Below are 24339 nucleotides of genomic sequence, written 5' to 3'. Positions count from 1 at the left end.
GCTAACACAGGACGCCCTGTCTGGGTCCATCGCAATGACCGCTCCCGTCCTGCAGGAGGACGCGGACGCGTACCCCGATGGCACCGGCAGGGAGCGCTACCGGGTGGCGTTCGTCCTGCCGGAGGGATTCACTCTCGAGAACGCCCCTCGCCCCACCGATTCCCGCGTGCGACTGCGTCGTGTCCCCTCGACCGTGGCCGCGGCCATCCGGTTCCGTGGACGCTGGAGCGAGGCGAACTATCGCAAGCACCTGGAGAAGCTGCGCACCACCCTGTGCTCCGAGAATCTCTCTTCGGTCGGACCACCACGCTTCGCCCGCTTCGATCCTCCCTTCAAGCCATGGTTCCTGCGCCGCAATGAGATCGTCCTCGTCCTGCAGGACCCGGTCACCCCGACCACTCCACCCGATGAGCGCCGCTGAGGAACGCCGGGCCGAGCGCGGCTCGGGGCCGGGCTGATCGATCACGAGATCTGCCGACTGCAGGTGCGGCTGGCCCGGGCCCACTATGCGCCCTCGGCGCCCCTGGACATCGCCTACCACCGGGACTCGGGGCCGCCGCGGCTGATCCGCGTCCACGACGGTGCTGCCGGATCTGTCCAGCGCAGCGCTTGACCACCCCGGCCCCGGTCATGTGGACACCGGCGCGCCGGCGTGGGTGGGGGAGCCGGGGGTAGACGGGGCGGGTCAGGTGTGGCGGGTCAGCAGGGTGGCGGGTCAGCAGGGTGGCGGGTCAGCAGGGTGGCGACCCGGCGGATCTGGTCGGGCTGGAACCCAGACCAGTGGTCCTCGTCGTCGACCACGACGACGGGGGCCTGGCTGTACCCCAGCTCATTCTGGATGTAGACCAGGGCAGCCCGGGCCTGGCGGACGTCGATCTCCTGGAAATCGAGCCCCACGGCGGCCAGGGCGGTCTTGGTGAGCCGGCACTGCATGCACGCCGGCCCGGTGGTATAGACGGTGATGGTCCTCATCGGTGCGCTCTCCTTCGCTCCGTGACCCCTCTGGCATACCAGCCAGGACGGACACGGTAGGCCGACCGTGCAGGTGGAGTGGTCGGTGGCGCGGGGAGGGAGCGGAGTGATGGGCGGGTGAGGGGTCGAAGCCGTCCGAAGCGGGGCACCAGGCCCGTTCACGCAGGAAGGCCCCGCCGGAGCGGGGCCTTCCTGGTGTAGTGCTATCTCAGTGCTCGAGGGTGCCGCGGCTGCCGGTGGCGGCCAGGGCGTCGGGCACGTCGTGGTGATCGTGGGTCTTGGCCTCGGCCAGTTCCGCGCGGCTCACCGGCTCGACGCGGTCCTCGTAGAACCAGCGGTTGAGCTTGGCGCGGCGCTTCTCCCCGCCGGAGATCTTCCCGTCCGGTCCCGGCTGGGCCGGGACGGGACGGTTCGCCTCGAAGCTGACCAGCTGGTAGAGCCGGTAGTCGTCCAGGCGCTCGTGCCGCTCCCGGAACTCGCCGTCCGGGGTCATCTCGATCACCCCGGCCTCGCGACCGTGCAGCACGATCTCGCGGTCCTTGCGCTGCAGGGACAGGCAGATGCGCTTGGTGATGATGAAGCCGATGAACGGGCCCAGGATGAAGATCCCGCGCAGCCAGTAGGTCACGTCGTTCAGCGACACCCCGAAGTGGGTGGCGATCAGGTCCGAGGAGGCCGCGGCCCACATGGTGCAGTACCAGATCACGCCGGCCACGCCGATGCCCGTGCGGGTCGGGGCGTTGCGCGGGCGGTCCAGGATGTGGTGCTCGCGGTTGTCCTTGGTCACCCAACGCTCCAGCCAGGGCCAGGCGATCATCGTGCCGATGAGGATGGCGGCCGGGATCATCGGGAGCAGCACACCCATGGCCAGGGTGTTCGTGCCCCACGGCAGCGGGATGTCCCACTTGAAGGAGAAGTCCCCGAGGACACCGGGCATCAGGCGCAGCGCGCCGTCGACCCAGCCGATGTACCAGTCCGGCTGCGTACCCGCGGACACGGGGGAGGGGTCGTAGGGGCCGTAGTTCCAGACCGGGTTGACGGTGAACAGCCCGGAGATCAGCGCGATGATGCCGAACACGATGAAGAAGAACCCGCCGGCCTTGGCCGCGTACACCGGCCCGACCGGGTAGCCGACCACGTTGTTCTCGGTCCGGCCAGGGCCCGGGTACTGGGTGTGCTTGTGGACCACGACCATGAACAGGTGGGCCACGATCAGCAGCAGGATCACGCCGGGCACGAGGAACACGTGCAGGATGTACAACCGTCCCACGATCGCGTCCCCGGGGAACTCGCCGCCGAAGAGGAAGAAGGAGATGTAGGACCCCACGATCGGCAGGGCCTTGATGACCCCGTCGATGATGCGCAGGCCGTTGCCCGAGAGCAGGTCATCGGGCAGGGAGTACCCGGTGAACCCGGCGGCCAGGCCCATGATCAGCAGCACGCAGCCCACGACCCAGTTCAGCTCCCGGGGGCGGCGGAACGCACCGGTGAAGAACACGCGGAGCATGTGCACCGACATCGCGGCCACGAACAGCAGGGCCGACCAGTGGTGCACCTGGCGCATGAACAGCCCGCCGCGGATGTCGAAGGAGATGTCCAGGGTGGAGGCGTACGCGGTGGACATCGGCACCCCGTACAAGGGCTTGTACGAGCCCAGGTAGGTGACGTGCGCCATCGAGGGATCGAAGAAGAACGCCAGGAACGTGCCCGAGAGCAACAGGATGACGAAGGTGTACAGGGCGACCTCGCCGAACATGAACGACCAGTGATCTGGGAAGATCTTCCGGCCGAACTCGCGCACCATGGGCGAGGCCCCGACGCGGGTGTCGACGAAGTTGGCGATCTTCCCCGTGGGGGTCGATGCCTGGTACTCGGTGGTGGATGAGGTGCTCATCGGTATCAGCCACGCTCCCAATATGCCGGTCCAACGGGCTCGTGGAAGTCGCTCTGGGCGACCAGGAAGCCCTCTTCATTGACGGTGATCGGCAACTGCGGCAGCGCGTGGCCGGCCGGGCCGAAGATGACCTTGCACTCCTGCGTCAGGTCGAAGGTCGACTGGTGGCAGGGGCACAGCAGGTGGTGGGTGTGCTGCTCGTAGAGGGCCACGGGGCACCCGACGTGCGTGCAGATCTTGGAGTAGGCGACGATGCCGTCCACGTTCCAGTCCTCGCGCTCGGGGGAGATCTGCAGGTCCTGCGGATCCAGGCGCATCAGCAGCACGACGGCCTTGGCCTTCTGGTTGAGGTGCTCAGTGGGCGGCAGCTCGTTGAGCCCCTCGGGGATGACGTGGAAGGCCGAGCCGATGGTGACGTCGGAGGCCTTGATCGGGGTGCCGGTGGGGTCCCGGACCAGGCGCACGCCCGAATCCCACATCGTGTGGCGCAGACGCTCGACACCGAAGTTCTCGGTGGCGAGCTCCGAGCGGTTGTCCGAGTCGTCCAGGTCGCGGAAGAGCGCGATGGCCGGCAGGGGAGCGAGGGCGACGGCGCCGATCAGCGTGTTGCGGAGCAGCGGGCGACGCTTGAACTGGGACTCCTCGACGATGTCATCGATCATCCCGACAGCGACCTGACGGTCCTCCTCGGTCCGCACCTCGTGGCGCGCCTCGGAGACCTCGTGGTCCGGCATCAGGGTCTTGGCCCAGTGGACGATGCCGACGCCGATGCCGAGCATGGAGAAGGCGGTCCCCAGCCCGAGCAGCATGTTCTGCAGGCGCACGGTGCCGATCTCGGTGTCCGGACCGATCTGTCCGACCACGAAGTAGCCGACGAAGAACAGCACGGTGCCGATGATGGAGATCCCGAACAGGACGGCCACCTGGCGCTCGGCCCGCTTGGCCGCCCGCGGATCCTCATCGGCCAGCCGCGGACGGTGCGGCGGGATACCGGGGTTGTCAATGGCGTATTTGCCAGACTCCTCCACACCGGCGTGCTCAACGGCGCCCGAGTGCTCCGGACCTCCGTGGCTTTGCTCAGACATCGATCTGAATCCTTTGCTTGAGTGATGGTGACGTTGTGTGTGGCCGGCGCCCCCACGGCGCCGTCAGGTCAGGAGGACCGCGTGGTCAGCCAGACCATGAAGCCGACGATCAGTGCCAGGCCCGCGGTCCAGATGAACAGGCCCTCGGACACCGGGCCGAGCGAGCCGAGCTTGGCGCCACCGGGAGAACCCTGGGTCTCGATCTCCTTGAGGAAGGCGATGATGTCCCGCTTGTCCTCCGGCTTGATGTTGGAGTCGGAGAAGACCGGCATGTTCTGCGGGCCGGTGACCATGGCCTCGTAGATGTGCTTCTCGGAGACACCGTCCAGGCCCGGGGCGAACTTGCCACGGGTCAGCGCGCCACCGGCGGCGGCGGCGTTGTGGCACATGGCGCAGTTCACGCGGAAGAGGGTTCCGCCGTTGCCCAGGTCCACGTCCTCGTGGTCGGTGTCCAGGTACTGCTCGTCCGGAATCGACGGGCCCGCGCCGAGGGAGGAGACGTAGGCGGCCAGCTGCGCCGTCTGCTCGTCGTTGAACTGCTTCGGCTTGGCCTGGGCCTGCGGCCCCTGCATCTGCATGGGCATGCGGCCGGTGCCGACCTGGAAGTCCACGGACGCGGCGCCGACGCCGACCAGCGTGGGGCCGTCCTCGGTGCCGACGGCCTCGTAGCCGTGGCAGGTTGCACAGTTGGCGTTGAAGAGCTTCTCGCCCTCGGTGATGTCCTCAGCGCTGTAGGTGGAACCGGTGGTGGCGGCCTGGGCCTGGTTCATGGTGCTGGCGACGGAGTAGAGGCCGCCGGTGATCAGAAGTCCCAGAAGCAGCAGCGCGAGCCCGGCGATCGGGTGGCGCCGTTTCTGTGAGAGTGCCTTCACGGTTGGTTCCTTACGTTTCTTGTGACCGGAGCAGGGTGACGTTCCGTCTCCGGTCGACCTCAGTGTGGTGCGAGAGTGCCGGTGACGGCGTGGCCTATTTCAGGAAGTAGACGATGGCGAAGAGTGCGATCCAGACGACATCGACGAAGTGCCAGTAGTAGGACACCACGATGGCCGAGGTGGCCTCGTGGTGGCCGAAGCGCTTGGCCAGGTAGGCGCGTCCGATGATGAACAGGAACGCGATCAGCCCTCCGGTCACGTGGAGGGCGTGGAAGCCGGTGGTGATGTAGAAGGCCGAACCGTAGGCGCTGGCGTCGATGGTGACGCCGTGGGAGACGAGCACGGCGTACTCGTAGGCCTGGACGGACACGAAGATGGCGCCCATGATGAAGGTGAGGATGAACCACTCGACCATGCCCCAGCGCTTGAGCGAGAAGAGCCCACCGGTGCGGTGCGGCTGCAGGCGCTCGGCCGCGAACACGCCGGCCTGGGCCGTGAAGGAACTGGCCACCAGGATCAGGGTGTTCACGAACGCCAGGGGCACGTTCAGCGTGGCGGTGTTCTCGGCCCACAGCTCAGGGGATGTCGAGCGCAGGGTGAAGTACATGGCAAAGAGGCCACCGAAGAACATGAGCTCGCTGGAGAGCCACACCATGGTGCCTACCTGCACCATATTGGGTCGGCTGGGGAGCCCTGTAGCGGGCCTGGGGAGGGCATGGGTTGCAGTCGTCACCCGCCCATTATGGCCCTAAAACGTCTCACGGCTCCAATGCGACGAACGTGTCGGCGTTTCCCTCTGTTCCCGGTTCCACGGTGTTCGCACGCGATTCCACGGATACGCCCAGGCTCCGTACAGGTTCGCAGGTCACGGACGTTCGGGCCCAGCCTCGCCACCGGGACCGCCCGGCGGGCCTCGTGGCCGGGGCGAGGCGCCGGCGAGGCGATGCCGAGGCAACAGTGCGTCGCCGATCCCTGTGCAGGTGGGGGCCGGGACTAGCATGAGCCCGTGAGCACTCCGACTGATTCCCTGTCCTGGCCGTTCGTCTTCAGCCTGCTGTTGGGCCGGAGAGACCTGACGACGGACCAGGCGATGTGGGCGATGCGGGAGATCATGTCCGGCAATGCCACGGATGCGCAGATCGCCGGCTTCCTGGTGGCCCTCTCCGCCAAGGGCGAGACGGTCGACGAGCTGCTCGGCCTCACCCAGGTCATGCTGGACAACGCCGTGCACCTGAACGTCCCGGGGGAGACCCTCGACATCGTGGGCACTGGCGGGGACAAGCTCGGAACCGTCAACCTCTCCACGATGTCCTCCCTCGTGGCCGTGGGTGCCGGGGCGACGGTGGTCAAGCACGGCAACCGGGGGGCGTCCTCCACCGCGGGTGCGGCGGACGTGATCGAGGCGCTGGGCGTGGACCTGAACCTGCCCGTGGAGAAGGTCGTGGAGTGCGCGACCAAGGCGGGCATCACCTTCCTGTTCGCCCAGGGATACCACCCGTCCATGAAGTACGTGGCGCCCGCGCGCAAGCAACTCGGCGTGCCGACCGTCTTCAACTACCTCGGGCCGCTCACCAACCCCTCCGGGGTCCGGTCCCAGGCGCTGGGCTGCGCCAGTGCGCGGATGGCGCCGCTGCTGGCGGGGGTGCTGGCGGATCGAGGTGTCCGCAGCCTGGTCTTCCGGGGCAGCGACGGGCGGGACAAGATCACGACCTCGGGTCCCACCGCGATCTACGAGGTGCGGGACGGGGCGGTGGAGGAGTACGAACTCCACCCCGAGGAGTTCGGGATCCCACTGGCGCCCGTGGAGGCCCTGGCCGGCCGTGACGGGGCGTACAACGCCGGGATCGTCCGGGACCTGCTGGCCGGGCGCAAGGGGCCGGTGCGGGACGCGGTGGTCCTCAATGCGGCGGCGGGACTCACCGCCTTCGACACGCGTGCCGATGGACACCTGTTCGACCGGATCCGGGCCAACATGGACCGCGCCGTGGAGTCCATCGACTCCGGCGCGGCCCAATCCGTGCTGGACACCTGGGTGGCGGTCTCCAACGCCTGAGGGGGCTCCCGGGCAGGACAGCCCGGGAGCCTCCCGCAGGGTCAGCGCTCGATGTTCTCGAAGCCGAGTGCGAAGCCCTCTTCGAGGTCGTGCTGGGAGTAGGCGCGGAAGGCGAGCATGGTCTCGGTGTCCCGGACGCCCTCGACCTTGGACAGGTGGTCGGCGATGACGTCGGCCAGGTCGTCGAACTGGCGCAGGCGGACCATGGCGATGAGGTCCCAATTGCCCGTCACGGAGTACACGGCCGTCACGCCCTCCAGGTCGGCCAGCTCGGTGGCGCATTCCGGGATGCGGGTGGGGTCGGTCTTGATCATGACGAATGCGGTCACCATCACGGTTCCTCCTGGATTGATCGATGGGAGGCCGTACTGCTTCGCGACCCCCCGACTCATCCTAGGACCGCGGGCGGCGGCCGGGCCGCAGCAGGAGGGTCGTGACGAGCCGGCGCCCGAGCAGGAGGACACCGAGCACCACTGCGGTCACCAGCTGGAAGGAGGGGGCCGCCGTGTCCCCGAACAGGACGCGCAGCAGCAGCCCGCCCGCCACGGTGACCAGCCAGACCACGACGCCGGCCGGCCACCATCGAGCCCACTGACGGCGGGTGGCCAGGGTGATGAGGGCCCAGGCGATGAGGAACGGCAGGGCGGTCCACAGGATCCCCGCGGGATCCATCCCCGAGGCATGGGTCCTGCGGCCCATGGCCGCGAAGAGGACGATCAGCAGGGCGTCCACGGCGAGGGCGAGCCCCGGCCACCACGCGGACCGGGCCGGCGCAGCGGGGGAGGGAGCGGAGGTCTGAGCGTCTCGGGGCATCCCTCGATCCTAGGTGACGACGGTCCAGGACCGACCTCTAACAAATCCAGAGGCTTGTTCGAACGAGAACAAGTCACTAATCTTGTGCCATGTTCGTGATGACGATGGACCAACGGAGGTCGAGTTCCGGCCCGGACCGGGTGGCCGGGCTGGTGGACGGACTCAACGCGAAGGGGTCCGAGCGGGGCATCGTGCGTCCCTTCCAGCGTACGGCCGGTGACGAGGTGCAGGGACTCCTGGACAGGGCCGACGTCGTGGTCGGCATCGCCCTGTCCGCGGCGCGTTCCGGGCACTGGAGCGTCGGGATCGGCGTGGGGCCGGTACGGGAGCCCATGCCGCGGGAGACCCGGGCCGGAGCCGGACCCGCCTTCGAGAACGCCCGCGAAGCCGTCGAACGGGCCAAGCACTCCCCGGGCCACGTGGCGGTGTCGGCGCCCGTGTCCCGCCCCGCAACGGCCGGCGCAGCGACGCAGGACACGGACCAGGCGGGGCTGCTCGAGGCCGTGGAGGCCGGACTGCAGCTGCTGGCCGAGCTCGAGTACCGGCGCAGCGAGGAGGGACAGGACGCCGGGCGGTTGGTGGACGCCGGACTGACGCAACGCGAGGCGGCCGAGCGGCTGGGCATCACACAGCAGGCCGTGAGTTCGAGACTGCGGTCGGGCCTGTGGCATGAGACCCGCCGCCTCGCCTCCGTCGCGGCGACCCAGCTGGAGGGGCTGGACGCGCGGCTGGCCGCCGTAGGCTCGGCGCCGGGAGGCATACGATGAGCGGGTTCTCCGTCGCGGCCCTCGTCCTGCTCGTGGTCGCCGGGATCCTGGCCGTGCCGCAGTACTTCGCCCGGACACGCGGCACGGCGGGCAGGCCCCGCCGCGTCCTCTGCGCCACGGCCCTGGTCCAGCTGGTGCTGCTGGGGGTAGCCGCCGTGACAGCACTGCTCTCCGGCGGCGGGTCGGGGTGGGCCGTGACCGCTCCACTGGCCGTGCTGGCCGCCACCCTGGGCGGTGGGGCTCCCACCACCGCCATCCTGCAGATCTCCTTCAACGCCTCCCACCCGGAGCACCAGCCCATGCTGACCGGCAAGGACGGGGAACCGGTGTTCAACGAGGAGGTGGATGCCCAGCCGGTGCTGCGCGGTGGCGCGTGGATCGGCGTCCTGGAGCGCCTGGCCGTCTCCTCCACCCTGTTGATGGGCTGGCCGGAGGGGCTGGCCATCATCCTGGCCGTCAAGGCCCTGGGGCGGTACTCGGAACTGGGCAAGTCCGGGGCCGCCGAGCGGTTCATCCTGGGGACCTTCGCCAGCCAGCTCTGGGCCTGTGCGTGCGTGGGCGTGGCCGTCCTGCTGCGCTGAGGACGGGAGACACCGCGGCGCCGGTCACACGCAGAACTCGTTGCCCTCGGGATCCGCCAGTACCGTCCAGCCGAACGGGCCCTGCCGTCCGGACCCGATCCGGGTGGCGCCGAGCGCGACGAGCCGCTCCACCTCGGCAGCCCGCCGGTCGTCGTCGGCCCCGGGTTCGCGCAGGTCCCAGTGGACGCGGTTCTTCACGGTCTTGGTCTCGGGCACCGGCTGGAACAGGATCCTCGGCCGGTCCTGCGCGCCGGTCATGCCCGGAGGTGGGCTGATCGCCGCGCCGGCCACCCAGACCAGCCGACCGTGGTGGGTGGTGGTCTCGTCCTCGCTGGCATGGCCCTCGGCGACCATCCGCCGGATGAAGTCCTCGTCCTGGACCTCGACCTCCCAGCGCAGGGCCTCGGCCCACCAGTCCGCCAGTTCGTGGGGGCGGGCGCAGTCGACGCAGATCTGCAGTCCGTAGGCGGGGGAGCGCTCGGTCATGCACCCACGGTAGGGGCCGTCGACGCCTCCCTGAAGGGCTGTGCTGCTGCGATCCCCACCACCGGGACACGCGGGTGCACGTCCCGTCCGGCCGGGCCGGGTACTCACCCGCGTCGCCGGCGTCGTCCGCTGAAGGCCAGGTATCCACCCAGCAGGCCTGCGGCACCGGCCGAGGCGGCGGCCACGGGTCCGCGCAGGGCGGCAGTGCGTCCGGTGGCGGAGGTGGCCACGATGTTACCGGCGACATGGATGAAGGACGCGGCCAGCAGGCCGGCGACGATCCGATTGCCGGCGAGCTGGCTGTGCGTGCGCTGGTGCTCGAGCTCCTCGGGCCCCAGGGTCAGCTGGGGCCCGCCCCGTTCGACCAGGTCGACCAGGCTCTGCAGCAGCCGCGGCGCGTCCTCGCCCGCCTGGCGCACGTCGTCGACCACCTCACCCAGGCGGCGGCGGAGGGCGTCGATGGAGTAGCGCTGCATGACGAGCCGCCGGGTGAAGGGGGCCAGGACGACGGCGAGCTGGAAGTCCGGGTCGAGCCGACGCCCGAGCCCCTCGGCCATGACCAGCATCTTGAACAGCATCGCCAGGTCGTTCGGCAGGTGCAACCGGTGCCGGCGCAGCATCCGCAGGACGTCATTGATGAGCGCGGACACGGGGAAGTCGGAGATGGAGTGGCCGCTGAAGCGCTCGATCAGCGCGCCGGCGTCCTCCTTCAGGGCGGCCCGGTCGACCCGCTCGGGTGACCGGTTCAACCGCAGCAGCGCGGAGGCGGCCCGGGACGTGTCCCCCCGGACGATCGCGACCAGGATGTCACCGAGGGTTTCCTTCAGCTCGTCGTCGATGGTGCCGACCATGCCGAAGTCGATGATGCCGAGCGTCCCGTCCTCCTCGACGAAGAAGTTGCCCGGATGCGGGTCCGCGTGGAAGACGCCGTGTTCGAACACCATGCGGCACAGCACGCCGGTGGCCCGCTCGGCCAGCTCGGACCGGTCGATCCCGGCGGCGGTGAGCGCCTCCACGTCGTGGATCTTGATGCCGCGGATCCGTTCCAGCGTGAGCACGCGGGACGAGGTGGTCTCCCAGTGCACCACCGGGATGTGCACCGCCGGGTCGTCGGCGAAGTTCCGCGCGAACTGCTCGGCATTGCGTCCCTCGCGGAGGTAGTCCAGCTCATGGTGGAGGGTCTCGGAGAACTCTCGGACGAGGCCGAGGACGTCATGGTCCCGGGCGAAGTCCCAGCGCCGGGCCGCCTGCTGGGCCAGGTTCTCCAGGATGTCCAGGTCCTGGTTCACGGTCTCCACCACCCCGGGGCGGCGCACCTTGACGACGACCTCCACGCCGTCGAGGGTGGCGGCGTGGGCCTGTCCGATGGAGGCGCTGGCCAGCGGCTTCCTCTCGAAGCTGTCGAAGACGGAGGTCGAGCCGAGTTCCTCGGTCAGGACGGCCATGACGTCGGCGGCGGGGATCGGACCGACCTGGTCCTGCAGCCTCGACAACTCCCGGACGTAGGGCGGCGGCAGCAGGTCCGGTCGGGTCGAGAGGATCTGCCCCATCTTGACGAAGGTCGGCCCCAGTTCCTCCAGGGCCATCCGGACGTGTTCGGGCCGGGAGTACGCCTGGCCCGATGCGTGCCGTGGGATGCGGTGGAACGGGAAGCGGCCGGAGAGACCGAGCGCGCTGACCACGAACCCGAATCCGTGGACGGAGAAGACCTCGGCGATCTCCCGATAGCGTTCGGCCCTGGAGCCCATGATCGTGCACCTCCTGTCGGGGTCGAGTCTGGCACAGTCGCCCCGGGATGCTGTCCGTGCCGTGCCGGCCGGGGATACCCTGCTTCCATGTCCTCCGCCGGCGCCCTGGAGCGGCTGGCGGGGCTGGTCCCCGGAGCCGGGATCGCCGCACGCTACCAGCGTCGCTGGCTCTGGGCCGACGCGCGCGCGGCACTGGTCCTGACGGCCGTGCTCATCCCCGTGGGGATGGGTTATGCCCAGGCCTCGGGGCTGCCGGCGTACACCGGCCTCTACGCCACCATCGTGCCGATGCTCGCCTACGCCGTGTTCGGCCCGTCGCGGATCCTGGTCCTGGCCCCGGACTCGGCGCTGGCGCCGATCCTGCTGGTGACCATCACGCCGCTGGCGGCCGGGGACGGGGCCCGCGCCGTCGCACTGGCGGGGCTGCTCTCCATCATGGTCGGGGTGTTGCTGGTGCTCGGCGGCGTACTGCGGCTCGGGTTCGTCACGGACCTGCTGTCCATGCCCATCCGGACGGGGTTCCTGAACGCGCTGGCACTGCTGGTGCTGGCCTCGCAGCTGCCGGGACTGGTCGGCATCGACGTCGACGCCGCCGACCCGCTCGGCCAGGTCACCGGGACGGTGGCCGGTCTCGCGGCCGGTGCGGCCTCGCCGCTGGCCGCGGCGCTGGGCGTCGGCACGCTCACGGTCATCCTGGGGTTCCGGCTGCTGCCGGTCGCCAAGGTGACGGGGACGATCGTCGCCGTGGTCGCCGCCGTCGGGATCACCGTCCTGTTCGGCCTGCAGGACCGGGTGCCCGTGGTGGGCGAGATCCCCCGGGGCCTGCCCGCACCCGCCCTGGGCGGGCTGGGATGGCCCGACGTCGGCGCCCTGGCCTGGCCCGCGGTCGGCGTGGCACTCATCGCCTTCGCGGACTCCATCGCCCTGTCCCGGGCCTACTCCGCCCGTCAGCAGGAGGACGTGGGGGGCAACCAGGAGATGGCGGGGCTGGGCCTGGCCAACATCGCCGGCGGGCTGTTCGGCGGTTTCGCGGTCTCGGCCTCCGGTTCGCGGACGCCGGTGGCCGAGCAGTCCGGGGCCAGGACCCAGCTGGCCCATGTCCTCAGCGCGCTGCTGATCATGGCGTTCATGCTGCTGGCCCCCGGGGCGACCCGGTACCTGCCGGAGGCCGTCCTGGCCGCGGTGGTCATGGTGGCCGCCCTGAGCCTGCTGGACGTGGGGCGGTACCTGAGGCTGTGGCGCATGGACCGGGTGGACGCCGCGCTGTCCACGGCCACGCTGCTGGGCGTGTTCCTCGTCGGGGTGCTGGAGGGCCTGGGCCTGGCGATCGGGCTGGCGTTCGTGGCCTTCGTGGTGCGGGCCTGGCGGCCCTACCGCACGGAGCTCGGCCTGGTGTCGGGGCTGCGGGGATACCATGACCTGCGCCGTCACCCCGAGGCGACCCGGGTGCCGGGCATCCTGATCCTGCGCTTCGACGCGCCGTTGTTCTTCGTGAACGCCGGGCTGTTCAACCAGTGGGTGCGCCGTTGCATGCGCCGCGTGGTGCGCCAGGTCAAGGCGGCGGGCGGGACGCCGCCCACCACGCTCGTGCTCGCGGCCGAACCCATCACGGACGTGGACACCACGGCGGCCGAGGAACTGGCGGACCTGGACGACTGGCTGGCCGGGCAGGGCGTCACCCTGCTGCTCGCCGAGCTGAAGGGCCCGGTCAAGGACTCCCTGGCGCGATACGGGATGGCCGGACGCTTCGGCCCGGAGCGCTTCCCGCCGACCGTCGGGGCGGCCGTGGACGCGGTGACCGGACGGCTACGCGCGGACATCGACGAGACGCCGGAGGAACGCATGGACCTGCGCGGAGAGCCGGGGTAAACCGGGGTGAACCGGGGTGACCCGCGATGGGGGTCTCGCCGTGCGTGGGTGACCCGCGTACCGTGGGGCCGCATGGGCATCCAGCGGCTGGAGAACGTCGGCATCGTGGTGGAGGACCTCGCCGCAGTGAGGGACTTCTTCGTGGCCCTGGGCCTGACGGTGGAGGGGGAGGCCTCGGTCGAGGGGGACTGGGTGGACCGCACCGTGGGGCTGGAGGACGTCCGCTCGGACATCGTCATGCTCGTCACGCCGGACGGCCACGGCCGGCTGGAATTGCAGCACTACCGGCACCCGGCGGCCCGGGACACCGCTCGTGATGCCCCGCCGAACACGCATGGACTGCACCGTGTGGCGTTCGGCGTGGATGACGTGGACGCGGCCGTGCGGACGGCGATCGACGGGGGCGCGCGATTGCTCGGTGACATCGTGCGCTACGAGGACGCCTACCGGATCTGTTACCTGCGCGGGCCGGAGGGGATCATCGTCATGCTGGCCGAGCGACTGGGCTGAGCCGTGGCGGACGACCTGCTGGAGGCCAGCGCCGTCGAGCTCACCAGGATGATCCGTGCCCGCGAGGTCTCGTCCCGCGAGCTGGTGGAGGCCCACCTGTGGCGCATCGACCAGGTCAACCCGGTCATCAACGCCGTCGTCACCCTCGACCCAGAGGGCGCGATGGCGGCCGCGCGCCGGGCCGACGAGGTCACCGCCGCCGGCGGGGAGCTGGGCGTGCTGCACGGGGTGCCGATGACCCACAAGGACACCCACCGCACGCGGGGCATGCGCACCACCCAGGGGTCGACGATCCTCCGTGACCAGGTCCCGCAGCAGGATGACCTGGTCATCCAGCGGCTGCGGGCGGCCGGCGTCGTGACCACCGGGAAGAACAACGTGCCGGAGTTCGCGGCGGGTTCCCACACCTTCAACGACGTCTTCGGGACCACCACCAACCCGTATGCGCCCGATCGCAGCGCGGGCGGGTCCAGCGGGGGACTGGGGGCGGCCCTGGCCGCCCGGATCCAACCGCTGGGGGACGGCAGCGACATGGGCGGATCCCTCCGCATCCCGGCCTCGTTCTGCAACGTGGTCGGCTTCCGTCCGTCCTACGGGGTGATCCCGGCCCCCTCGCCACTAGATGCGTGGCAATGGCTCGGCCGCATCGGTCCGATGGCGCGCACCGTCCAGGACATCGCCCTGTTCATGATCGCCGTGGCAGGGCCCGTCGACGAGCTGCCGCTGGCCGCGCCGTTGACGGGGGACTCGTTCGCCGGCCTGCTGCCGGAGCCGGCCGATGATGCCCACGGCAACCTGGCCGGGGTGCGTATCGGCTACTCGCCGGACTTCGGGCTGGGCATCCCGGTCGAGCGCCCGGTGTTGGAGGTGCTGGAGGCTCAGCTGGGCGTGTTCGAGGACCTCGGGGCCGTCGTCGAGGAGGCGACGATCGACCTGCGGGAGGCCGACCGGGTGTTCGACGCGACGCGGGCCATGCACTTCGCCGCCCACCTGGGTGACGTGGTGCGGGCGCACCCCCAGGAGGTGAAACCGGAGGTCGTCTGGAACGTGGAGCGGGGCTGGGAACTCACGGCCAGGGACTGGATCGCCGTCACCGCGGCCCGGACGAGGCTGCAGCGGCGGGTGCGGGAGTTCTTCGGCCGGTACGACCTCTTCCTCAGCCCCACGGCGCAGGTCGTCCCCTTCGACGCGACCCTTCGTTATCCGGCCGAGGTGGCCGGCGTGCCCTCCCGGACGTACCTGGACTGGATGCGATCGGCCTGCGTCATCTCCGCGACGGGACTGCCGGCACTCAGCGTTCCCGCCGGGTTCACGCCCGAGGGTCTGCCGGTGGGGTGGCAACTGGTGTCCGACCACTATGACGACGTCCGCCTGCTGCGCTGGGCCGGGGCCTACGAGAGGGCCACCGGGTTCGCCGGTCGCCCGCCCGCGCCGGTGTCCTCGCATCGTCCGTGAGGGACAGGCGGTGCTTCGGACGCCGGCGCCGGTGCACGATCCGCACCCGCGCACGGGCCGGCGCGGGCGTCGTGATCGGTACGGGTTCCCCTGCCGGTTCGGGCGCCCGGGCCGGCATGGGCCGGGCCGGGTTCGCATGCCACCACTGACCGTCCGGGACCTCCTCGCCCTTCATCAGGAACGCGTCGGTGTCGATCAGGGAGTTCTCGCCGAGGTGGGTGCCGTAGTGGACGAACGCCTTGGGGGCGAGGGTCACGCCGTCCTCGACCACGATGAAGTCGGACTTGAACGTCCCGTCCTCGAGCGAGTGTCCCTGCAGGATGCTGCCGAGGTTGAGGGTGCAGTAGTCGCCGATCGTGACCAGGGACCGCTCGACGAGGTTGCTGCCGTCATCGAACAGCTGCCGGCCGATCCTGGCTCCGTGGAGCCGCAACAGCCACGCCTTGAAGGGTGTCCCGTTGACCAGGCCGGCGGCCGCGTCGGACTGGAGTTTCCAGAACCGTTCGTGCCGCCAGAAATAGGGGTTGTAGATGGAGCAGTACTGGGGCTCCATGCTCCGGAAGCCCATGGTGGCCTGCTCCAGCATGGCGAAGTACACCGCCGAGAACAGGGGCAGCAGGAACATGACAAGCGCCATGGGCCAGGAGCCGAAGGCATGGTGCATGTCGATGGCCCACAGGGACAGGGCGGCGGCCAGCACGCCGATGAACCAGCGGGTCAGCAGCCGCAGCACGATGGTCATGGTGTTGTAGCGCAGCTTGGCCTGGAGCAACCGGTCGTGCTCGGGTCCGTCCTTGAGGTCGTCGAACGCGGCGTCGCGCATCACGCTGCGGGGGATCTCGAAGGCCGGGGAACCCAGCAGGCCGACGTCGTGACGAATCGCGCCGGAGACCGGGACGAGCACCTTGGTGGCGAGCAGGACATTGTCGCCGATCCTCGCCCGGGGCGTGACGAGGACGTCGTTGCCGAAGAAGCTGTGGGCGCCGACCTCCGTGGGACCGACCCGGAAGGCCGTGCTCGAGTACTCGGCGTTCATGAAGATGATGCCGTCCGAGACCATGGTGCCCGTGCCTAGCCGGACCAGGTAGGGGATGTCGTGCCGGGTGAACATGCCGAAGTTGGTGCCGGTCTGGATGACCGGCTTGATCCGGTAGCCCAGCATCGACAGATAACCGGTGATGTAGCTGCTGTCGCCGAACAGACTGCCGAAGCGCGCGTTGGTCATCCGCATCACCATGCGCATGGCCACGTATCCCAGTCCGTAGAGCGGGTAGACCCGCCCGGGCACGACCAACCGGTTGATCAGGCGAGGCACGGTGAAGACCCACACCAGTCCGGTGACGATGCCCACGGGGATGAGGGCCAGCGTGATCCCCAGGGCGAGGAGGTTGTAGGGCCAGGCGGTCCAGGGGAGCTGCTGGACACCGGTCAGCGGGCCGCCGATGACCGGGAAGGCGTGGATGAGGGCCCAGGTGATCGTGAACAGCGGGGCGGCCAGCAGCACCGGCGTCAGGATGACCCAGAGGCCGAACACGACGCCGCGCCAGGGCCGTGGGGCGACATCCGGCACGGTGCGGTGATCGTCACCGCCGGGCACGGCAGGCGTGCCGTGCCAGCTCTCACCGGCGGGGATGCGCTGGCCGGGAGCCAGGCTCGAGGAGTGGGCCAGTTGCGCGTCCTGACCGACCACGGTGTCGATGTCGAGGACGCCGTGACCGCCCACGAAGGCCCGGTCGCCGACGGTCACCGGCCCGCTGCGGATCACTCCCGAGTCCACGCGGTAGCAGTTGAACATGGTGCCGGGGCAGATCACGACGTTGCTGCCGATCGTGAGCAGGTCGGGGAACGCGGGGATGGCGTTGCCGTGGATGATCGTGTTCCTGCCGACCCTGGCCCCCAGCAGGCGGAGGTACCAGATGAAGACCGGCGTCCCGGCGGCGAGCCTCGCCGGACTCAGGCCCAGCAGCCAGCGCACCACCCAGTAGCGGTAGTAACCCGCGCCCCAGACAGGGATATGCTCCACGGCGGTCCGGCCCACCAGCAGCCACTTGGCCACCACGGGCAGGATCGAGAGGAACACGAGCATGGCGGCGGACATCCCGACAGACCGCGCCAGTGCCTGCCACCCGTCCGGGGCCGCGGTCAGCCAGTCGAACAGCAGGATGAAGACGAACGCGGACAGGCTGGTCAGTCCCATGAAGGTCAGGGCCTGGGCCGCTCCGATCGCCGCGTACCGGGCCCTGCCCACCCGGTGGGCCGGCGGTGGAGCGGCGATGGCGGCTCCGGCCGGAAGGGCTCCGGTCCCGGCGGCCGCGGTGGAGTCCACGAGCGCGGAGGCCAGGTCGCGGATGGTCGGGTGCCGGTAGACGTCCTGCATGACCGGATGTCCCAGCCCCGGGTGCTCGCGGACGCGCGCGCAGAACCGCGCCATCACCAGGGAGTCGCCACCCAGCTCGTCGAAGAAGTGTGAGGTGACCCCGACCCTCTCCATCCGCAGGACCTCGGCCAGGAGCCGAGCGAGTTCCTGCTCGACGGGCCCCTCGGGATCCACAGTCTCCGCCGCCGCGCCCAGCCGGTCGGCCGGACCGGGCGGGGGGAGCCGCTTGCGGTCGACCTTGTCCGAGGGGAGCATGGGCATTTTCTCGAGTTCGGTGAGGTACGAGGGCACCATGTACCCGGGCAACCGGTCACGCAGCAGTCCCTGCACCTGCAGGGGATCCACGACCGAGTCTCCGCGCGGGCAGTAGTACGCGGCGAGCTCGACGACGTCGGGCGCCGGCCGGTACGGTTCGACGACCGCCGTGGCGATCCCGGGGCACTGCATCAAGACCGATTCGATCTCGGTCAGTTCGATGCGGTATCCGCGGATCTTGACCTGGAGGTCGATGCGGCCCAGGTACTCGATGTTCCCGTCCTCGTCGATCCGCCCCAGGTCCCCGGTGCGGTACAGGCGGCCGGAGGGATTGTTGACCAGGCCGATGCCGTCCTGGATGAAGGCCTTGGCGGTGAGGTCAGGGCGGTGGACGTAGCCGGGGGACAGGGCCACGCCGCCGACACAGATCTCTCCGACCCCGCCACGGGTGACGACCCGGTCGGACCGGGGCTCCAGGAGGACGACCGAGTAGGTGGGCAGCGGGACCCCGATGGTCACGCGGTGGTCGGGGTCGAGGGGAGTCCAGGTGGCCGTGACGGTGGCCTCGGTGGGCCCGTAGACGTTCAGGAAGCGCCGGTCGGGGCGATACCAGCGGGTGATGAGGTCCTGGGGGCAGGCCTCGCCCGAGACGAGCAGGAACCTCAACCCGGGCAGGTCGTCCTCCAGTGTGGCGAGCAGGGTGGGAACGCAGCACAGGGCGGTGATCCTCCGGGACTGGAGGAACTGGTGCAGTTCCTCCCCGACCAGGGCGGCGCCGTAGGGTTTCGGTACCAGGGTGGCGCCCGCCATCCAGGGCACCCAGATCTCCTCGACCGAGAAGTCGAACGCGATGGTCATGCCCTGGTAGATGCGGTCCCCGTCCGTGATGCCGTAGACCTCGGCCGCCACCCGAACGAAGTTGCAGATGCTCGCGTGCTCGATCGCCACGCCCTTGGGCCGTCCGGTCGTCCCCGAGGTGTAGATCACGTACGCCAGTTCATCCACGGGGAGACCGCGTTCGTCCGGATCGAGCCGGTGGGCGGGTTGCATCGCGATGGCGGCGGCCTCCGTGTCCACGGCGACGGACTCGACGGCGACGGACTCCAGGGCCGGGAGCAGGGAGGCGGAGGTCACTACGGTGCGCACGTCGGCGTCCTGGCAGATGTACGCGATGCGGTCTGCGGGGAACCCCGGGTCGAGCGGTACGTAGGCAGCGTTCAGCTTGAGCGTGGCGAGCATGCCGGTGTAGCCATCGAGCGCATGGTCGAACAGCAACCCGACCCGGTCTCCGGACCGGACTCCGCGCTGGGCCAGGTGACGGGCGAGCCTGTTGGCCCGGCAGTCCAGTTCGGCGTATGTCAGGGCTCCCTGTTCGGAGTCCACGGCCAGCCGGCCGGACTGTCCGCGGACGTCCAGGCTGTCCACCTTCTGCTCGAACAGGTGGTCCAGCCGTTCGCCGGGGGACCAGCGCACCCGCTGGTCGAAACGGTTGTCGATCAACACGTCCACGTCGTGCACCGGATCGGGCATCTCCCACTCCGTTCTGATCGGGTCTCAACCGGCCACGGGCGTGGCACGCGGGTCGTCCGCGTGCCGGGACACCGCCGAGCGGAGGATCTCCAGGCCGCGGTCCAGGGTGGTCTCGTCGGTCGTGAGGGGCGCCATGACCTTGATGACCTCGTCACGCGGGCCGCCGGCCTCGATCAGGAGGCCGTTCGCCGCGCAGGTCCTCCGCACGGCGGTGGAGACGCCCTCGTCGACCACGTCCAGGCCCTGCATCATCCCGCGGCCCTTGACCCGGGACCCCGGGATCGATTCCGAGATCTCCTCCAGCCGGGTCCGCACCAGCTCAGAACGGCGCGCGATCACCTCGGTGAACTCGGTGCCCGCCCAGAACTTGCGGATGGCCACCTCAGCCGTCACGAAGGCGTGCGCGTTGCCGCGGAAGGTGCCGTTGTGCTCCCCGGGCTTCCAGCGGTCGAGGTCCGGGCGTATCAGCAGCACGGACATCGGCAGGCCGAAACCGGAGATCGACTTGGCCAGGACCACGAGGTCGGGGGCGATGCCCATGTCCTCGAAGCTGAAGAACGTCCCGGTGCGCCCGCAACCGGCCTGGCAGTCATCCACGATGAGCACGGCCCCGTGCTGGGCGGCCAGGCCCGCGACGCGTCTCAGCCAGGCGGGTGAGACCTGGTTGAGTCCGCCCTCGCCCTGGACGCACTCCAGGATGATCGCCGCCGGGGCATCGACCCCGCTCGACGCGTCGCCGAGCATGCGTTCGAGAAGCTCACTGGTGTCGATGTCGGGGCCGTGGTACCCGTCATAGGCCATCCGGGTCACGCCCTGGAGGCCCTGGCCGGACATCCGGTGATGAGAACTCCCCGTGGCGGCCAGGGAGCCCAGGCTGACCCCGTGGAAGCCGTTCGTGAACGCGATGACATTGGTCCGTCCGGTGACCTTACGGGCCAGCTTCAGGGCGGCCTCGACGGCGTTGGTCCCGGTGGGACCGGTGAACTGCACCTTGTAGTCCATCTGCCGGGGCGCGAGGACGGCCTCGTGGAACGCGGTCAGGAAGTCGCCCTTCGCGGCCGTGTGCAGATCGAGTCCGTGGGCGATCCCGTCCCCGGCGACATAGGCCATGAGTGCGGACTTCATGTCCGGATCGTTGTGACCGTAGTTGAGCGTCCCGGCTCCCGCCAGGAAGTCGATGTACTCTCTGCCCTCGCGGTCGTACACGAAGCTGCCCTTGGCAGTGGTGAGGACGTGGGGGAAAGAGCGGCAGTAGCTGCGAACCAGGGATTCGTGCGCAGCGAAGACATCTATGAGATGGGCCACGAGTGTTCCTTCCGAGGCGGTGCGGGTGGGCCCATCCCCCCTCATGGCACTCGAATATGCACCTCGCTGAGAACGTTGTCAACGGCTCATGAGTGGCGCGGTCTCGCCGAGATCCTGGGGGGCTTGGGTGTCGTCATCCCGGTGCGGTGTGCACACCAGAATCCGGCCGACACGGCTACGACGTTGCGTACCTGCGCGGGCGGATCAGGGGCGCCCGGGAGAGGAGGGAGAGGGGACAGGGTGACACGAGACCCGGACCATCCGTACAAGCCCACCGCTCTCGGGGTCTTCTCGTGGGGGGCCGGTGGGTCTAACATCCCTTCGAACCGCACGGGACAACGCTGGCGAGACCGGCTCGGGTGACGTCAGCGCGGACATGATGTCTGAGAATCCACGATCAACGGATCCTCGACACCCAGTATCTGAGGTCAGCTCCCCTTACCGCGGGTTGCACCGGGTGGGGACCTGTTGAGTACGAAAGAGGCGCGGTATGTCAGAGATCGTCCGCTACGAAGTCGGTTCCGGTTTCGTGCTGGTGGAGGCCCATGACGGAAGCTACGGAGTCGATCACCCGCTGCGAAATCAGCAGGGAATTCTCGACGCCGGCCGTCGCCTCGAAGAGGCCCTCGCGTCCATCCGCCCAGCCGCCGCCGCAGCATTCGACGCGTTCGATGACCACGTGGCGGAACGCATTGACATCCAATTCGGTATCAAGCTCGCCGGGGAAGCCGGAGCGGTCATCGCAAAGAACCACGCCGAAAGCCACTTCGTCGTCCGCATGTATCGGAGCGGAAGTGGCAAGGGCAACCTCCCGGAGGCATAGGCGCATTCACCGTTGCCGATGGGGCCCGCCGCCCCGCACTTCGGGAAGTGAGCCGACCCACGACGGCGGTCGACACCCTCGTCGACGGGCACATGACCGCGGGGCCTAGCTGTCTACCCACCACGTGCTGACCGACATCGGCCACCTCCGCAGTGGCCTGTTTCCGGGTGATCGATGCCGCCAAGGCGGTGGTGGCGATCGAGAACGTTCACTCCGCGATCGACCAGATCGCCCAGGTCACCCTGCCCTCGACGTGACCACCGTCGACTGGGGGGTGGAGGTCACCCTCGTGGAGCTGAAGATCATCGAGTTGCCCGACAGCATGAAGAGGGCCATGGCCCGTCAGGCCGCAGCCGAGCGGAAAAAGCGTGCCAAGATCATCAACGCCGAGGGGGAGGCGACGGCAGCTTCCCCGCACCGCTGATGAGCACCATCGAGGAGCTCGGGTCCTTCCTCACCCGAGAAGAACGCGCGGGCGGTCGGTACCGGCGGGAGTAACACCCCGGCGGCCATCCGTGGAGGGCAACGACGGCGACGTGCCCCCGCCGAGCCCCGCCGGGTCCAGCCCGCCAGCGAGGCCGCACCTCGCCGACGGTCCGGTCTCAAGGCGGATTGAGGATGTCGATGTCGCAGCGGTCCGCCGCCTCGACCTGACCTGCCGCAAGGTCGCACTCATCCTGCTCGGCATGGGCTCCACGCGAGCGGTGCTGTCCATCACCATGCAGGTCATCACTTTCCTGCGCGCCGCAGAGCAACACCGCGACCGGGCCCAATCCACGTGGTCTTCTCACGTTGATCTCTCCACTGTCAATACTCGTTCTCCACGTGCACCGGCTGACAACGGCTTTCACGCGCACGAGACCCAGGCCGCGCCCCTGGTGGACGTCATCCCAGCTGACGGCATCAGTACATATGGGGTAGGCGCGACTCTTGCTCCGACCAGACCGGTCTTGCCTAAGGTCGGGTACGGGAGTACAGGTGCGGGGGGATATCCCACCTGGTCCACCCGCCCCGATCCAACCGGGTGCGCGGACGGACACACCCCATGCCAGTGACGAGTTCAGCAGCGAGCTCTTGATGCCACTCCCAGGAGGGGTCTATGGAGCACGACGTGCGAATCCGCCTACGGGCCGGGGTCCTGCCGGGACCGATCCGGCTCGATGCCGCCGGTTGCCTGACCCAGGACAACCGCGCGCGATTGCCTGACATCCTCGACCGGGCGGTGAGCCTGTGCCCCCGGTGATCTGCATCCAGGCTCCGTCCCGGCCCTGTCACAGCCGCGACCCGCTCGTGACGAAGACCCATGAGGCTATCCGGCTGGACGGTCCCTCCCGAGCGTTCCAGCTCGACCGCCCGTCCGCGGGGCCCGACTGCCGTGTCTGAAACGGGAGAGATGAGATGACCAGTTCCATGTACGCAAGCGCTCAGGGTGGGATGGCTGCCACAGCCGACGGCCCGGAGCCGGTGCTCCGGGTATTGAAGGTCGGTCCCATGGTGCATGGGGGTTATTGCGTGGCCCGGCACCAGGGCCGGGTGATCTTCGTCCGTCATGCGATACCCGGGGAGACCGTCGTGGCCCGGTTGATCGGGTCCGGCCCCTTGACCGGGTACTACTGGGCGGACACCGTCCAGGTGCTGGGGGCCTCGGAGTTCCGGCGGGTCCATCCCTGGAAGTTGGCGGACCCGCTGCGGGCCTATCAGGCCGGCCGGCCCCCGGTCGACGGCGCGGAGTTCGGCCACATCGTCCTGGACCATCAGCGCCGGCTCAAGGCCCAGGTCTTCCGGGACACCCTCGGCCGGGCCGGCCAGTTGCATGGAGATGATGTGGAGGTCCGTGTCACGGGCATCGTCGCCGATGAGCCAGCGGGGATGCACTGGCGCACCCGCACCACGCTGGCCGTCTCGCCGACTGGCAGGGTCTCCCTGCCGGTATATCGCAATCCACAGCTGATTCCGGTGCGCAACATCCCCCTGTCGGTGCCCGCCTACGACGAGCTCCGCCTCTGGGACCTGGACTTCACCGGTGCCGTACGCGTCGACGTCACTGCTACCACTCAGGGCTCCCGAGTGCTGGTGAGTATCACGCCCGGTCCACGGGCATCCGGCAACCCTCGAGTACTGCAGGATCAGCTCGACGGCTGGAAACGCCGGCTGGCCCACTTGCCGGGCCATGTCTCGGCACAGATCACCGTCCCGTCGCAGGGGTCGGACCCGGGGCCAGGGGTGATCCACCTGCGCGGGGATGCTGAGGTCCGGGAGCACGTGGTCACCGAGCACCACGGGAGCCGGGCGTTCCGCGCCTGGGGGAGTGGATCCTGGCCCGCCCACCGCGATGCCCCGAGGACCCTGGTCGAATCCGTGCTGGCAGCGACACAGGCCCAGCCGGGAGAGGTCGTGGTCGAGCTGTATGCCGGCGCGGGTCTGTTCTCCGCCTTCCTGGCCGACGCCGTCGGCCCGCAGGGGAGGGTGCTCTCCGTGGAACCGAACGCCCAGGTCAGTCTGGACGCCAAGGCCAACCTGGATGAGTTGCCCCAGGCGGTGGCCATCACCGGTGACCCCGAGCAGATCCTGTCCGGCTGGCTGCGAACCCGGCAGGCCGGATTGACCGAGGGAGGCCTGGCCGGCCGGAGGATCAACACCGTGGTGTTGAACTCCCCGAACAGTGGCCCCGGTCGAACCGTTCTCCGTCAGGTCCACCAGGTACACCCGGACCGGCTTGTCCACATCTCCGGCAACCCGGCTTCCCTGGCCCGAGACATGCACCACCTGAACCAGCAGGGCTGGCGCCTGAAGCACGTGGACGTCTATGACCTGGCGCCGAACACCCACCACCTGATATCGGTCAGCCTGTTCACTCCCCGCTAGGGCACACCCCAGCCTCAATCCACCAGCGCGCACGGTGCCAACGTGCATGGTCTGGTCGGAAGGCCAGTGTTCGCGGTTC

General features: G+C 69.4%; 20 protein-coding genes and 1 pseudogene. 10 read left to right on the top strand and 11 right to left on the bottom strand.

Going from position 1 to position 24339, the window contains the following annotated elements; translation table 11 throughout:
- The coding region (locus CITRI_RS15780; RefSeq protein ID WP_040385322.1) for a heme-binding protein at nucleotides 1-421 on the top strand (421 nt) is incomplete at its 5' end.
- Nucleotides 422-699: 278 nt separating this feature from the next.
- Here CITRI_RS15780 and CITRI_RS0101300 read toward each other — a convergent pair.
- The 5 genes from CITRI_RS0101300 to CITRI_RS0101280 all read right to left on the bottom strand — a co-directional run bounded on the left by CITRI_RS0101300 (nucleotide 700) and on the right by CITRI_RS0101280 (nucleotide 5496).
- Nucleotides 700-972 (bottom strand): glutaredoxin domain-containing protein, encoded by a 273-nt coding sequence (locus CITRI_RS0101300; protein ID WP_010142742.1) that lies wholly within the window; start codon nucleotides 970-972, stop codon nucleotides 700-702.
- Between the two features lie 208 nt (nucleotides 973-1180).
- Complete coding sequence (locus tag CITRI_RS0101295; protein WP_010142741.1) at nucleotides 1181-2866, bottom strand: ubiquinol-cytochrome c reductase cytochrome b subunit; 1686 nt, start codon at nucleotides 2864-2866, stop codon at nucleotides 1181-1183.
- 5 nt (nucleotides 2867-2871) lie between these two features.
- Nucleotides 2872-3951, bottom strand: a complete 1080-nt coding sequence (locus CITRI_RS0101290) for a ubiquinol-cytochrome c reductase iron-sulfur subunit (protein WP_029138943.1) — start codon at nucleotides 3949-3951, stop codon at nucleotides 2872-2874.
- 68 nt (nucleotides 3952-4019) lie between these two features.
- A complete protein-coding gene (locus tag CITRI_RS0101285; protein ID WP_010142739.1) occupies nucleotides 4020-4823 on the bottom strand; it encodes a cytochrome c in 804 nt (267 codons plus the stop codon).
- 94 nt (nucleotides 4824-4917) lie between these two features.
- Complete coding sequence (locus CITRI_RS0101280; RefSeq protein ID WP_192807879.1) at nucleotides 4918-5496, bottom strand: heme-copper oxidase subunit III; 579 nt, start codon at nucleotides 5494-5496, stop codon at nucleotides 4918-4920.
- Nucleotides 5497-5829: 333 nt separating this feature from the next.
- Between CITRI_RS0101280 and trpD the strand changes: the two genes are divergently transcribed.
- A complete protein-coding gene (gene trpD / locus CITRI_RS0101275) occupies nucleotides 5830-6876 on the top strand; it encodes an anthranilate phosphoribosyltransferase (RefSeq protein ID WP_010142737.1) in 1047 nt (348 codons plus the stop codon).
- Between the two features lie 41 nt (nucleotides 6877-6917).
- On the opposite strand, the gene CITRI_RS0101270 is transcribed toward trpD, so the two are convergent.
- Entirely contained in the window at nucleotides 6918-7208 is a 291-nt protein-coding gene (locus CITRI_RS0101270) for an Lrp/AsnC family transcriptional regulator (RefSeq protein WP_010142736.1), read from the bottom strand.
- 61 nt (nucleotides 7209-7269) lie between these two features.
- Nucleotides 7270-7689: a DUF3054 domain-containing protein gene (locus tag CITRI_RS0101265; RefSeq protein ID WP_010142735.1), complete on the bottom strand. Its 420-nt coding sequence runs from the start codon at nucleotides 7687-7689 to the stop codon at nucleotides 7270-7272.
- Nucleotides 7690-7778: 89 nt separating this feature from the next.
- Between CITRI_RS0101265 and CITRI_RS15775 the strand changes: the two genes are divergently transcribed.
- Nucleotides 7779-8456: a winged helix-turn-helix transcriptional regulator gene (locus CITRI_RS15775; protein WP_010142734.1), complete on the top strand. Its 678-nt coding sequence runs from the start codon at nucleotides 7779-7781 to the stop codon at nucleotides 8454-8456.
- A complete protein-coding gene (locus CITRI_RS0101255; protein ID WP_010142733.1) occupies nucleotides 8453-9037 on the top strand; it encodes a hypothetical protein in 585 nt (194 codons plus the stop codon). The genes CITRI_RS15775 and CITRI_RS0101255 overlap by 4 nt, the downstream gene beginning before the upstream one ends.
- A 24-nt stretch (nucleotides 9038-9061) precedes the next feature.
- Here CITRI_RS0101255 and CITRI_RS0101250 read toward each other — a convergent pair whose 3' ends face one another.
- Together CITRI_RS0101250 and CITRI_RS0101245 are read right to left on the bottom strand one after the other, a co-directional pair.
- Nucleotides 9062-9523: a VOC family protein gene (locus CITRI_RS0101250; protein WP_010142732.1), complete on the bottom strand. Its 462-nt coding sequence runs from the start codon at nucleotides 9521-9523 to the stop codon at nucleotides 9062-9064.
- Between the two features lie 104 nt (nucleotides 9524-9627).
- A complete protein-coding gene (locus CITRI_RS0101245) occupies nucleotides 9628-11271 on the bottom strand; it encodes an AarF/ABC1/UbiB kinase family protein (RefSeq protein ID WP_010142731.1) in 1644 nt (547 codons plus the stop codon).
- Between the two features lie 87 nt (nucleotides 11272-11358).
- On the opposite strand from CITRI_RS0101245, the gene CITRI_RS0101240 reads away from it, so the two are divergent.
- From CITRI_RS0101240 to CITRI_RS20000, 3 genes are all read left to right on the top strand, one after another.
- Nucleotides 11359-13140 (top strand): SulP family inorganic anion transporter, encoded by a 1782-nt coding sequence (locus CITRI_RS0101240; protein WP_010142730.1) that lies wholly within the window; start codon nucleotides 11359-11361, stop codon nucleotides 13138-13140.
- A gap of 72 nt (nucleotides 13141-13212) precedes the next feature.
- Nucleotides 13213-13650, top strand: a complete 438-nt coding sequence (locus CITRI_RS0101235) for a VOC family protein (protein WP_010142729.1) — start codon at nucleotides 13213-13215, stop codon at nucleotides 13648-13650.
- A 3-nt stretch (nucleotides 13651-13653) separates the two neighbouring features.
- Nucleotides 13654-15105 (top strand): amidase, encoded by a 1452-nt coding sequence (locus tag CITRI_RS20000; RefSeq protein WP_010142728.1) that lies wholly within the window; start codon nucleotides 13654-13656, stop codon nucleotides 15103-15105.
- Between the two features lie 136 nt (nucleotides 15106-15241).
- On the opposite strand, the pseudogene CITRI_RS15770 reads toward CITRI_RS20000, so the two are convergent.
- A pseudogene (locus CITRI_RS15770) lies at nucleotides 15242-19267 on the bottom strand (Pls/PosA family non-ribosomal peptide synthetase); the annotation flags it as partial.
- 24 nt (nucleotides 19268-19291) lie between these two features.
- Complete coding sequence (ectB, locus tag CITRI_RS0101210; protein WP_029138939.1) at nucleotides 19292-20572, bottom strand: diaminobutyrate--2-oxoglutarate transaminase; 1281 nt, start codon at nucleotides 20570-20572, stop codon at nucleotides 19292-19294.
- 490 nt (nucleotides 20573-21062) lie between these two features.
- On the opposite strand from ectB, the gene CITRI_RS18725 reads away from it, so the two are divergent.
- The 3 genes from CITRI_RS18725 to CITRI_RS15760 all read left to right on the top strand — a co-directional run bounded on the left by CITRI_RS18725 (nucleotide 21063) and on the right by CITRI_RS15760 (nucleotide 24260).
- Nucleotides 21063-21395 carry a CU044_2847 family protein gene (locus tag CITRI_RS18725; RefSeq protein ID WP_083843176.1) on the top strand — a complete coding sequence of 111 codons (333 nt, stop codon included), beginning with the start codon at nucleotides 21063-21065 and terminating at the stop codon, nucleotides 21393-21395.
- Between the two features lie 253 nt (nucleotides 21396-21648).
- The gene (locus CITRI_RS19995; protein ID WP_010142722.1) at nucleotides 21649-21819 is read left to right on the top strand and encodes an SPFH domain-containing protein; all 171 of its coding nucleotides are present in this window, start codon (nucleotides 21649-21651) and stop codon (nucleotides 21817-21819) included.
- Nucleotides 21820-22829: 1010 nt separating this feature from the next.
- The gene (locus CITRI_RS15760; protein WP_141565885.1) at nucleotides 22830-24260 is read left to right on the top strand and encodes a class I SAM-dependent RNA methyltransferase; all 1431 of its coding nucleotides are present in this window, start codon (nucleotides 22830-22832) and stop codon (nucleotides 24258-24260) included.
- Nucleotides 24261-24339: the final 79 nt, after the last annotated feature.

This window comes from Citricoccus sp. CH26A, from assembly GCF_000224415.1.
In the GTDB taxonomy this organism is placed as follows: Bacteria; Actinomycetota; Actinomycetes; order Actinomycetales; family Micrococcaceae; genus Citricoccus.
This window is presented reverse-complemented; position numbering and strand designations above follow the sequence as displayed.